Origin of the sequence: Coprococcus comes ATCC 27758, from assembly GCF_025149785.1 — a bacterium.
Classification (GTDB): domain Bacteria; phylum Bacillota; class Clostridia; order Lachnospirales; family Lachnospiraceae; genus Allocoprococcus; species Allocoprococcus comes.
This window is the reverse complement of record NZ_CP102277.1, coordinates 2,267,073-2,279,603: the sequence shown is the minus strand read 5'-3', so window position 1 is coordinate 2,279,603 and position 12,531 is coordinate 2,267,073. Positions and strand designations below refer to the sequence as shown.

Annotated in this window: 10 protein-coding genes; 9 read left to right on the top strand and 1 reads right to left on the bottom strand. The window is 43.8% G+C overall.

Annotation, left to right across the window (positions count from 1 at the left end; translation table 11 throughout):
- Positions 1 to 23: 23 nt before the first annotated feature.
- On the bottom strand, positions 24 to 1,502 hold the full coding sequence (locus NQ556_RS11300) for a DUF1846 domain-containing protein (RefSeq protein WP_008374444.1): 1,479 nt from the start codon (positions 1,500 to 1,502) through the stop codon (positions 24 to 26).
- Positions 1,503 to 1,661: 159 nt separating this feature from the next.
- Here NQ556_RS11300 and ftsH point away from each other — a divergent pair, with 159 nt between their 5' ends.
- The 9 genes from ftsH (at position 1,662) to NQ556_RS11255 (ending at position 12,504) form a co-directional block, all read left to right on the top strand.
- Entirely contained in the window at positions 1,662 to 3,809 is a 2,148-nt protein-coding gene (gene ftsH / locus NQ556_RS11295; protein ID WP_008374446.1) for an ATP-dependent zinc metalloprotease FtsH, read from the top strand.
- 119 nt (positions 3,810 to 3,928) lie between these two features.
- Complete coding sequence (gene uvrC / locus NQ556_RS11290) at positions 3,929 to 5,824, top strand: excinuclease ABC subunit UvrC (RefSeq protein WP_022220296.1); 1,896 nt, start codon at positions 3,929 to 3,931, stop codon at positions 5,822 to 5,824.
- A gap of 14 nt (positions 5,825 to 5,838) precedes the next feature.
- Complete coding sequence (gene hprK / locus NQ556_RS11285; RefSeq protein WP_008374454.1) at positions 5,839 to 6,762, top strand: HPr(Ser) kinase/phosphatase; 924 nt, start codon at positions 5,839 to 5,841, stop codon at positions 6,760 to 6,762.
- Positions 6,763 to 6,776: 14 nt separating this feature from the next.
- The gene (locus NQ556_RS11280) at positions 6,777 to 7,715 is read left to right on the top strand and encodes an ROK family glucokinase (protein WP_008374456.1); all 939 of its coding nucleotides are present in this window, start codon (positions 6,777 to 6,779) and stop codon (positions 7,713 to 7,715) included.
- Positions 7,716 to 7,911: 196 nt separating this feature from the next.
- Positions 7,912 to 8,574, top strand: a complete 663-nt coding sequence (locus NQ556_RS11275) for a GntR family transcriptional regulator (RefSeq protein ID WP_008374458.1) — start codon at positions 7,912 to 7,914, stop codon at positions 8,572 to 8,574.
- Positions 8,575 to 8,578: 4 nt separating this feature from the next.
- Positions 8,579 to 9,514, top strand: a complete 936-nt coding sequence (locus tag NQ556_RS11270) for an ABC transporter permease (protein WP_044999327.1) — start codon at positions 8,579 to 8,581, stop codon at positions 9,512 to 9,514.
- 11 nt (positions 9,515 to 9,525) lie between these two features.
- Positions 9,526 to 10,470, top strand: a complete 945-nt coding sequence (locus NQ556_RS11265) for an ABC transporter permease (RefSeq protein WP_008374461.1) — start codon at positions 9,526 to 9,528, stop codon at positions 10,468 to 10,470.
- A gap of 16 nt (positions 10,471 to 10,486) precedes the next feature.
- Positions 10,487 to 11,512: an ABC transporter ATP-binding protein gene (locus NQ556_RS11260; protein ID WP_022220294.1), complete on the top strand. Its 1,026-nt coding sequence runs from the start codon at positions 10,487 to 10,489 to the stop codon at positions 11,510 to 11,512.
- Positions 11,513 to 11,514: 2 nt separating this feature from the next.
- On the top strand, positions 11,515 to 12,504 hold the full coding sequence (locus NQ556_RS11255; protein ID WP_022220293.1) for an ABC transporter ATP-binding protein: 990 nt from the start codon (positions 11,515 to 11,517) through the stop codon (positions 12,502 to 12,504).
- Positions 12,505 to 12,531 lie beyond the last annotated feature (27 nt).

Genomic DNA, 12,531 nt, shown 5'->3' with positions numbered 1-12,531 from the left:
AAAATCAAAAATATAATATTTGTCTACTGATAGATCGGTTTTTTCTCGTATCTCGGTTCAGATGTAACCTGGATGGATAACTTCTGGAACAGACGGATATCTACATTCGCAAGCATAACGGATACATGAGCCTGGCAGCCTTTTAAATTCGGGACTTGTCTGAGTGCCTGTTCAGCAACCGGATTGGAAGAGGCACTGATAGAAAGTGCAATCAGAGCTTCATCGATGTGAAGTCTTGGGTTTTTGCTTCCAAGGAATTCGGTTTTAACTTTCTGGATCGGTTCCAGGGCAGTCGGTGAGATCAGGTGCATATCATGATCGATTCCGGCGAGTTCTTTTAAGGCGTTCAGGATCAGGGCAGCAGATGCGCCAAGCAGATCAGAGGTTTTTCCTGTTACGATGCGTCCGTCCGGAAGCTCCAGAGCGGCAGCCGGTGCACCGGTTTCTTCAGCGCGTGCAAGAGCGGCATCAACAACCTTACGGTCATGTACGGTAACTCCTGCCTGATTCATCAGAAGCTCGACCTTATAAGTCTCTTCCTTCGGGCATTCACCGGAAAGGAAACGGTCCATGGTGCGGTAGTAGCGGCGAATGATCTCCTGACGGGAAGCTTCTTTGCAGACTTCATCGTCACAGATGCAGTTACCAGCCATGTTAACACCCATGTCTGTTGGTGATTTGTATGGATTTTCTCCGTAAATGCGCTCAAAAATTGCACTCAGTACAGGGAAGATCTCTACGTCACGGTTGTAGTTGACGGTAGTAACACCGTAAGCTTCCAGATGGAACGGGTCGATCATATTTACATCGTTAAGGTCAGCAGTAGCTGCTTCATATGCTAAGTTGACCGGATGCTTTAACGGGATATTCCAGATCGGGAAGGTTTCGAATTTGGCATATCCTGCACGGACTCCGCGCTTGTGCTCATGATAGAGTTGGGAAAGGCAGGTAGCCATCTTTCCACTTCCAGGTCCAGGTGCGGTGATGACAACCAGAGGTCTGCTTGTCTCAATATATTCGTTCCTTCCGTATCCTTCGTCACTTACGATCAGCGGGATGTTGGAAGGATAACCTTCTATTACATAATGGATATAAACTTTAATGCCAAGCTTTTCCAGACGTCCTTTGAAAAGATCGGCACTGTTCTGTCCGGAGTACTGTGTGATAACAACACTTCCGACAAAGAGACCATTGGCTTCAAATTCGTCTTTCAGGCGGAGAACGTCAGTGTCATAAGTGATCCCGAGGTCACCGCGGATTTTGTTGGCTTCAATATCGGCTGCACTGATAACGATCACAATCTCTGCGGTATCCGATAATTCTTTTAGTAAATGTAATTTGCTGTCCGGCTGAAATCCCGGAAGCACGCGGGAAGCATGATAGTCATCGAAAAGCTTTCCACCGAATTCGAGATACAGTTTGTTGTCAAACTGATTGATTCGCTCACGAATGTGAGAAGACTGCATTTGCAGGTATTTTTCATTATCAAACCCAATTTTCATAAAGTTCCATCCTTTTTGTCCATAATTTTACTTTCATAGAAGCAATTCAAACCTAGTATACTATAAAATATGACTTTTTTACAATCTTTTCATAAATTTTTCATTGATTTCTAAAAAACGCCTACTTATAATAGAGAGGACGACACTTAGGAGGTAGGTATGGATAACCAGAATAATAGAAATAAGCAAAACCTTCCGGGAAATAATAACCCGAATAATAAAAATAACCGCCAAAGATGGAATATTATATTATTTACCGTTATGCTGATCTCGTTTATCGTATTTGCGCTGTATCAGTTCCGGGAAGACACAGATGCCCGGGAGATTACCTATGATCAGTTCCTGAACATGGTAGATTCCGGGGAAGTTAAGAAAGTTGTGATCGAGGATGACAAGATTGTGATCACAGCGAAGACAGAAGCTGAGATGAAGAACAGCAAGAAAAAAGGCGCTTCTGAGAGCGATGTGGTCGAAGGTTCTGTAGCAGATAACAACGACAGCAGCAGTAAGGACAGCAGCGATGACAGTACAGGTCTGTTCAGTAATGTGACAAGGAAGCAGTATTATACCGGTATTGTGAAGGATGATACCCTTTCGGACAGACTGTATAAAGCAGGTGTTGAGTATGAACAGAAGATACCGGATTCTACATCTTATATGGTGATGAATCTTCTGGTCAACATTGTTCCGCTTGTGATCATGATCGGTCTGGGCGTGATGCTGATGCGCCGTATGACAAAGGGTGGCGGCATGATGGGCGTTGGCAAGAGCAATGCCAAGATGTATGTGGAAAAATCTACCGGAGTCACATTTAAGGATGTAGCCGGTCAGGATGAAGCAAAAGAATCCCTGCAGGAAGTAGTCGATTTCCTGCATAACCCTGGCAAATACACCGGAATCGGAGCGAAGCTTCCGAAGGGAGCACTTCTTGTAGGCCCTCCCGGAACCGGTAAGACACTTCTTGCAAAAGCAGTTGCCGGAGAAGCAAAAGTACCGTTCTTCTCTCTTTCAGGTTCTGCATTTGTTGAGATGTATGTCGGTGTCGGAGCGTCAAGAGTACGTGACCTCTTTAAGCAGGCACAGCAGATGGCGCCGTGTATTATTTTTATCGATGAGATCGATGCAATCGGAAAAAGCAGAGATTCACAGCTTGGTGGCAATGATGAAAGAGAACAGACACTGAATCAGCTCCTTGCAGAGATGGATGGATTTGACAGTAATAAAGGTCTTCTGCTTCTTGCGGCAACGAACCGTCCGGAGATCCTGGATCCGGCGCTTCTCCGTCCGGGAAGATTTGACAGGCGTATCATCGTAGATAAGCCAGATCTCAAGGGACGTATTGATGTCCTGAAAGTACATGCCAAAGATGTTAAGATGGATGAGACAGTCAATTTGGAAGAGATTGCACTTGCAACTTCCGGGGCAGTCGGTTCTGATCTTGCCAATATGATCAACGAGGCTGCGATCAATGCAGTAAAAAAAGGAAGAAATGTTGTATCCCAGGCAGACCTTTTTGAGGCTGTTGAGGTCGTTCTTGTGGGTAAAGAGAAGAAAGACCGTATCATGAGTCAGAAAGAACGCCGTATCGTATCATACCATGAAGTCGGTCATGCACTGGTAACTGCCCTTCAGAAGGACGCAGAACCGGTACAGAAGATTACAATCGTTCCGAGAACCATGGGTGCACTCGGTTATGTGATGCAGACACCGGAGGAAGAGAAGTTCCTGAATACCAAGGCTGAGCTGGAAGCAATGCTGGTGACAGCCCTTGCAGGACGTGCAGCAGAGGAACTGGTGTTTGACACAGTTACAACCGGAGCATCGAACGATATTGAGCAGGCAACCAAGATCGCAAGAGCGATGGTAACACAGTATGGTATGTCTGAAAAATTCGGACTTATCGGACTGGAATCTATCCAGAACCGTTATCTGGACGGAAGAGCTGTTATGAACTGCGGAGAGGCAACCGCGGCAGAAATCGATCAGGAAGTTATGAAGATGCTGAAGGGAGCATATGCAGAAGCGAAGAGAATGCTTTCCGAGCATCGTGAAACGATGGATCAGATCGCTGGATTCCTGATTGAGAAAGAGACGATCACCGGAAAAGAATTCATGAAGATTTACCGCAGATGTGAAGGAATTCCGGAACCGGAAGAAAAGAAAGAAGAGAATCCTGTAAAAGAGCAGACGATCGAGATGCCGAAGAAAGAGGCAGATACCGAAGCAGCACAGCAGGAAGAGAAAGAAACGCAGAAGAAAGCAGAAAGAGATGAAGACGGATTCATCCTTCCGCAGAAGCGTGACTAGTCTAAAATAACAGAAGATGCAGAGGTTTCAGAACAATAGGTTCTGAAGCCTCTTTTTTCTGTAGATTCTTTTGAAAGAATGACTTGTATTGTCTGCAGGAAGCAAGGTATAATGTGACTATGGAAAATCAGACATTTATTATAGAAGACGAACTTAAAAAACTTCCTGGGAAACCGGGAGTCTATCTGATGCATGGGGAAAAGGACGAGATCATTTATGTTGGAAAGGCGATCAGCCTGAAGAACCGTGTCAGACAGTATTTTCAGCCGAGCAGGAACAGGGGGGCCAAGATAGACCAGATGGTGACGCATATCACCCGGTTTGAGTATATCGTGACGGATTCGGAACTGGAAGCACTGGTTCTGGAATGCAATCTGATCAAGGAACACCGGCCAAAGTACAATACGATGCTGATGGATGATAAGAGTTATCCATTTATCAAAGTGACAACCGGCGAAGCATATCCAAGGATTATGATGGCAAGGCAGATGAAGAAGGACAAGTCAAAGTATTTCGGCCCTTATACCAGTGTGACGGCGGTAAAAGATACGATCGAACTGATCCGGAAGCTTTACCGTCTGCGTAGCTGTAACCGCATCCTTCCGCGCGATATCGGGAAAGAAAGATGCTGTCTCTATCATCATATCAAGCAGTGCGATGCACCGTGTCAGGGGTATATTTCGCAGGAAAAATACAGAGAGTCGGTTGATGAAGTACTCAAATTCCTGGGAGGAAATTATGATAAAATCTTAAAGGATCTGGAGAAAAAGATGCAGGAGGCATCGGATGATCTGGAATTTGAGAAAGCAATTGAATACCGGGAGCTTCTGCACAGCGTGAAGCAGATTGCACAGAAGCAGAAGATTACCGATACAGGGGGCGAGGACCGGGATATTGTGGCTCTTGCAAGAGAGCATGAGGATGCGGTGGTACAGGTATTCTTTATCCGCAATGGTCGTCTGATCGGCAGAGATCATTTTTATCTGCGGATTGCCCAGGGAGATGAAAATGCAGAGATCCTCTCCAGCTTTATCAAGCAGTTTTATGCCGGAACGCCATATATTCCGGGCGAACTGATGCTTCCGGTGGAACCGGAAGAGCGGGAGATCCTGGAAGCATGGCTTGGAGAAAAACGTGGGCATAAGGTTCATTTCCGTATCCCGAAAAAAGGGGAAAAAGAAAAGCTTGTTGAGCTTGCGGCGAAAAATGCAAAGATGGTACTGGAAAAAGATAAGGAGCGTATCAAGCGTGAAGAAGGAAGAACGATCGGTGCAGTAAAAGAAATAGAAAAGTTGCTTGGTCTTAATAACCTGGTGCGTATGGAGGCGTATGATATTTCCAATACCAATGGATTTGCCTCGGTAGGGTCGATGATCGTTTATGAGAGGGGCAAACCGAAACGAAACGATTATCGTAAGTTCCACATCAAGGGTGTGCAGGGGGCAGATGATTATGCAAGTATGCGTGAGGTCCTCACCAGAAGATTCCGACATGGTCTGGAGGAACAGAAAAGCGGGAAAGAGCTGGGAAGTTTTAATGTTTTTCCGGATCTGATCATGATGGATGGTGGAAAAGGACAGGTTAATATAGCACTGGAAGTACTGGATGAACTTCATATATCCATTCCGGTATGCGGTATGGTCAAAGATGACCATCATCGGACGAGAGGACTCTACTATCAGAATATCGAGATTCCGATCGACCACAATTCCGAAGGGTTTCGACTGATCACAAGAGTGCAGGATGAGGCGCACAGATTTGCTATAGAATTTCACCGGAAACTGCGTAGTCAGGGACAAGTGCATTCGATCCTGGATGATATTCCGGGAATCGGACCTGCGAGAAGGAAAGCACTGATGCGGACATTTGCCAGCCTGGATGAGATTAAGAATGCAGAGGTGGAAGATTTGAAAAAAATTCCATCAATGGATGAAAAATCGGCAAAAAACGTGTATAATTTTTTCAGGGGAAGCGAAAAGGAAGATACAGAAGCTACTCTGATGGAAGAACAATAAAAGGAGACAGGACTATGGGAGTTACATTAACAAAAATCGTAGAGAAGATGGAACTTAGAAATCTTACTCCGGATGTCGATATGACACAGCGGGAAGTAAAAATTCCGGATATTAACCGTCCGGCACTTCAGCTCGCCGGATTTTTTGATCATTTTGATTGCGAACGGATTCAGCTTATCGGATATGTAGAGTACACTTATCTGCAGACACTGGAATATGAGCATAAGATGAAAATATATGATACACTGCTTGAGTATGGGATTCCATGCTTTATTTTCTGCAGAAATCTGCAGCCGGATCCGGAATTTCTGGAGAAAGCAGTGAAGAACAATATTCCGGTATTTATTACGGATAAACAGACTTCTTCCTTTTCAGCAGAACTGATCCGCTGGATGAAAGTGGAACTGGCACCGTGTATTTCAATTCACGGGGTACTGGTGGACTGTTATGGAGTCGGTGTTCTGATCATGGGAGACAGCGGTATCGGTAAAAGTGAGGCGGCACTGGAGCTGATCAAGCGAGGTCATCGTCTGGTAACAGATGACGTGGTGGAGATCCGGAAGGTCAGTGATGATACTCTTGTTGGTACAGCACCGGATATTACCCGCCATTTTATTGAACTTCGCGGAATTGGTATCATTGACGTAAAGACGCTGTTTGGTGTGCAGAGTGTAAGAGAGACACAAAATATTGATCTCGTCATTACGCTTGAGGACTGGAACAAGGATCGCGAGTACGACAGGCTTGGACTTACTGAGGAGTATACAGAATTTCTTGGTAATAAGGTTGTATGTCACAGTATTCCAATCCGCCCGGGACGTAATGTTGCCATTATCGTAGAATCAGCGGCAGTCAACCACAGACAGAAACAAATGGGCTATAACGCAGCGCAGGAGCTGTACCGCCGAGTACAAGAAAATCTAAAAAAGAATATGTAAGGAGCAGGAGACAGATGAAATATTGTTTTGGTATCGATATAGGCGGAACGACAGTAAAGATGGGACTTTTTCAGGAAGACGGAGAGCTTCTTGACAAATGGGAGATCAAGACACGTACTGAGAACCAGGGAGAAGCAATCCTCCCGGATATTGCGCAGGCAGTGAAAGCAAAGATGGCAGAAAAGAAACTGGTGAAGGAACAGATCATCGGACTTGGAATGGGGCTTCCGGCACCGGTAACCGAGGATGGAATTGTTCAGAATACAGCAAATCTCGGATGGGGATACAAAGAAGTGACACGTGAACTGGAAGAGCTTCTTGACGGAATGAAAGTGATTCCGGGGAATGATGCAAATGTAGCTGCGCTTGGTGAGATGTGGAAAGGTGGCGGAAAAGGCCACAAGAATGTTATTATGGTTACCCTTGGAACCGGTGTTGGCGGTGGAATCATCGTGGATGGAAAGTGCCTTGTAGGGGCACACGGTGCTGGCGGAGAGATCGGTCATTTGTGTGTAAACTACCAGGAGACAGAAACCTGTGGATGTGGAAAGAAAGGCTGTCTGGAACAGTATGCTTCTGCAACAGGAATCACAAGACTTGCCAATATGCGTCTTGCAAAAGATGAGAAACCAAGTACCCTCAGAAATGTGGCAGAGATGTCTGCGAAAGAAGTGTTTGATGCAGTGAAAGCCGGAGACGAAGTTGCAATCGAAATCGCAACTGAATTTGGAAAGTATCTGGGACATGCGCTGGCGAACCTTGCAGCTGCCTGTGATCCGGCGGTTATCGTAATCGGCGGAGGGGTATCAAAAGCCGGAGAGGTTCTGCTGGATTACATCAAAGGTCCATTTAAAGAAATGGCATTCTTTGCAGACAAAGATACAGAATTTGCACTCGCAGAACTTGCAAATGATGCAGGAATCTGCGGAGCAGCAAAACTGGTACTGAAATAAGTGAAAGATATTATAAAAAAACAAAAATCTTGTGAGAAATATTTAACATTCTTGCAAGATTTTTGTTTTTTATAGAAGAAAATGCAGAATAACAAATGTTTACATTTGACATTCTGCACAAAATGATGTAGACTTATCGTAGTAACATTATTAAATAAGCCTATGAACTCTAAAAAATTGTGAAAAGGAAGACAAAATGATAATACGTAAAACATTAAGAGAGCAAGTAGTTGAAATTTTAAGACATAAGATTTTATCAGGAGAGATCAAACCGGGAGAACGAATTATAGAGGCAAAAGTAGCAGAAGAGCTGAAAGTCAGCAGAGGTCCCTTAAGAGAAGCTCTCAGGCAGATTGAAGAAGAAGGGTTGGTTGTATATGAAGCGCAGAAAGGCTGCGTAGTAAAGACGATGACTTATGAAGAGATGCAGGAAACATACCTGATCCAGTCTACGCTTGAGAAACTGGCAGTGCAGATGTGCGGGGGAGAGATCAGCAAAGAACAGGATGAAGAGATGCAGAAGCTTGTCCTTTCCATGGAGAAAGCGGCCAATCAGAAAAATCTGTATGATGTTATAAAATTCGATGAACAGTTCCATGAATGTATTGTGAAGACCGCACACAGTGAAAAACTTCATAGAATCTGGAAAATACTGGAAGGAGGGAATACGGCGGCATATTATACGATGGATACAAAAACTCTGGTACCATTTGATGTGGTCCACATCAATCATCAGAGAATTTTGGATCTGTTTCATAAAGGGACAGTCGAAGATATCTGTAAAGAGATAGAATTACACTACATGGTTGTCCCGCATGTTCTGTATGAAAATCAAAAGAAAAAAGGAGAAAGGAACTGAAGGTATGGTTAAATTTATTGGGAAAAGGCTGGCATATGCTGTTTTGACATTGTTCTTGATTACGACAGCGACATTTTTCTTGGTAGCAGGTGCTCCCGGAGATCCGATCGCTGCGAAGGTTGGTCAGATGCCTGAACAGGCACAGCAGATTATCCGTGAGAAATACGGACTCGATCAGCCGGTAGTAAAACGGTATACAACTTATATGAAGAATCTTCTTACAACAGGAGACTTCGGAGAATCTATTATTTATACCGGTCAGTCAGCAAATGACATTATTAAAAACAATACGCTGGTATCAGCGAAGATAGGTTTGTTGGGACTACTCTTCCAGACAACGATTGGTATATGTCTTGGAATGGTAGCGGCTCTTAACAGGGGAAAACCGGTGGATCATGTCATAAGGGTACTCGTTGTATTAGCTATTTGTGTTCCTAGTTTCGTATTTGCATCTGTATTGCAGTATTTTCTGGCATTTAAGTGGAAACTGGTGCCGGTATTCGGCTGGGGACAAATGAAACATTATATTCTTCCGGTTGCCGCATATGCGATCGGCGGTATCGCATCTTATACAAAATATATGAGAAGCAGTACCTTATCTGTTATCGGAGAAGATTATATTATTACAGCAAAAGCAAAGGGATGTACAAAGAAGAGAGTTGTACGGAAACATGTTTTGAGAAATGCAATGCTTCCTATCATTACTATGATCGGACCTTCTCTGGCAGGAATTTTTGCAGGATCATTCATCCTTGAACGTATGTTTGCGATTCCGGGACTTGGATTCTACTATGTAAAAGCAGTTTCGGATAATGATTATACGATGGTAATCGGTCTTACAATTTTCTTTGCTATTTTGTTCGTTGGCTCGCTGATTGTAGTAGACATTCTGTATGGAATCGTCGATCCGAGAATCCGAGTTGCAAAAGGTAAGAAATAGGAGGGCTTCTGATGAGTACAAAAGAGGTAGTAATGACAGAAGAATGGAATGAATCAGATGATTTTAAACGTGTTGGGACGGAAGGATTATCTGGTGAAGATATCGGAGAGAAATCCCTGACCTATTGGGCGGATGTCTGGAGAAGATTCAGGGAAAACAAACTTGCAATATTTGGTCTTATATTATTAGGCCTGATCGTAGTGCTCCTGTTTATCGGACCAATGGTCACAGGACAGGATTATCAGCTGATCGATGCGTCGATCAAGAATCAGGGACCAAGCAGTGCACACTGGTTTGGTACAGATGATATGGGAAGAGATCTCTTTACCCGTGTCTGTGTAGGTGGACGTATTTCAATTTATATTGGTTTATGTTGTACATTGGTAATGTTTGTGATCGGAGCACTTCTTGGAGCGCTGGCAGGATTAAAAGGCGGACTGGTAGATGACATCATCATGCGTATCTGCGAATTTATCGGAAACCTGCCATATCTGATCATTGTAGTAATTTTATCCATGGTACTTGGAAGAAGTATGTTCTCCCTTGTTTTTGCAATGAGCCTTACCGCGTGGGTAGGAACCGCGCGTATGGTAAGAGGACAGATCCTTCAGATCAAGGAACAGGATTATGTGCAGGCAGCAACAGCACTTGGTGCATCAACCGGACGTATTATTGTCAAACATCTTCTTCCGAATACACTTGGAATTATTATGGTTGATATCACGATGTCAGTTCCGGGATTTATTTTCAGTGAGGCTTTCTTAAGTTATATCGGACTTGGAGTAAGACCACCGGAAACCAGCTGGGGAGCACTTGCATCAGCAGGACAGCAGCAGCTTATGTTTTACCCACATGAATTGTTCTTCCCATGTCTGATGATCGTACTTACAATGCTGACTTTCCATCTGATCGGTGATGGACTTTCAGATGCATTGGATCCGAAGCTGAGAAAATAAAAGGGGGAACTACAAGATGAAAGAAAAAATACTGGAAGTGAAAAACCTGGAGGTATCTTTCAAGACCTATGCCGGAATCTCACATGCAGTAAGAGGAATTGATTTTAATCTGCATAAAGGAGAAACTCTTGCGATTGTAGGAGAGTCTGGCTGTGGTAAGACAGTATCTTCAAAAGCAATCATGCGATTGCTTCCAGAATCGAACACAATAATAGGTGAAAACTCTGAAGTATTGTTCCACGGGGAAGATCTTCTGAAAAAGTCAGAAAATGAAATGGTTTCCATTCGAGGAAGCAAGATTTCAATGATTTTCCAGGATCCAATGACTTCACTGAATCCGACCATGAAGATCGGAGATCAGATTGCAGAAAGTATTCTGATCCATAGACAGATTTCTAAAGAAGAAGCATATAAAGAAGCTTTAGAAATGCTGCAGCTGGTTAAAATACCAAATGCAGAAAAACGAATGAAACAGTATCCGTTTGAATTTTCAGGCGGTATGAGACAGAGAGCGATGATCGCAATCGCACTTGCATGTAAACCGGAGATCCTGATTGCGGATGAGCCGACAACTGCTCTGGACGTAACCATTCAGGCACAGATTATGGAACTGATCGGAGAACTGCAAAAAGAACTGGATATGGCGATGATCCTCGTAACCCATGACTTAGGTGTTGTAGCGAGTGTTGCAGATAAGATTCAGGTGATGTATGCAGGAAAAATTGTAGAACGTGGTGATGTACGAGAGATTTTCTATCAGTCTACACATCCTTATACGAGAGCTCTTCTGGATTCCGTTCCGAAGATTCATTCTACAAACAAAGAAACATTATATTCCTTAAAAGGAACGCCGCCGGATCTTATCAATCCGCCGGTTGGATGTTCTTTTGCTCCGCGTTGTGAGTATGGAATGAATATCTGCAGAAAGAAATATCCGGAGCTTACAAAATTCAGTGATACACAGGAATGCAACTGCTGGCTTCATGATCCAAGAGCGGATGTGAGCAATCTTCCTGAGAATATGATAAGGAGGAGACAGTAACCATGGATAAAAAAGAAGTACTGATCGAAGTGAAAGACCTGAAGAAATATTTTCAGGTTGGAAGAAACCAGACACTGAAGGCAGTGGATGGGGTAAACTTTAAGATCTATAAAGGTGAGACTCTTGGAATCGTAGGAGAATCCGGCTGTGGTAAAACAACCTGTGGAAAGACAGTTATGGGGCTTTACAAGGCTACAGGCGGTGAAGTTCTTTTTGACGGAGTTGATATTAATAAACTGAATAAAAATGAAAAGAAAGAGTTTACAAAGAGAGCTCAGATTATTTTCCAGGATCCATATTCTTCACTGAATCCGAGAATGACAGTCGGTGACATCATCGGGGAAGGAATTGACATTCACAAGCTTTATACCGGAAAAGAACGCCAGGAAAAGATTTATGAATTACTGGAACTGGTCGGACTTAACCGAGAACATGCGCTTCGTTTCCCTCATGAATTCTCAGGCGGACAAAGACAGCGTATTGGAATCGCAAGAGCACTTGCTATCGAACCAGAATTCATCGTTTGCGATGAGCCGATTTCAGCTCTTGACGTTTCCATTCAGGCACAGGTTGTCAACCTGCTGATCGAACTTCAGCAGAAGAAAAACCTGACCTATCTCTTTATCGCACATGACCTGTCTATGGTAAAACATATTTCAGACCGTGTCGGTGTAATGTATCTGGGAAATATGGTTGAATTTGCAGAGAGTGATGAATTATATCAGAATCCACTTCATCCATATACAAAAGCGTTGATGGCAGCGATTCCGATCCCGGATCCGGACACAGAAGAACAGAAGAAGAGAATTCGACTCGAGGGAGAGATCCCAAGCCCGGTTAATCCAAAACCTGGATGCAGATTTGTGACGAGATGCAGATATGCAACAGAAAAATGTCATCAGGAGACACCGCAGCTTGAAGAACTCAAACCGGAACACTTTGTAGCTTGTCATAGAGCAAAAGAGTTGATGGAAGATCACCCGCAAGAGTAATCTTGCTGGATATAAAGGAGGAAGACT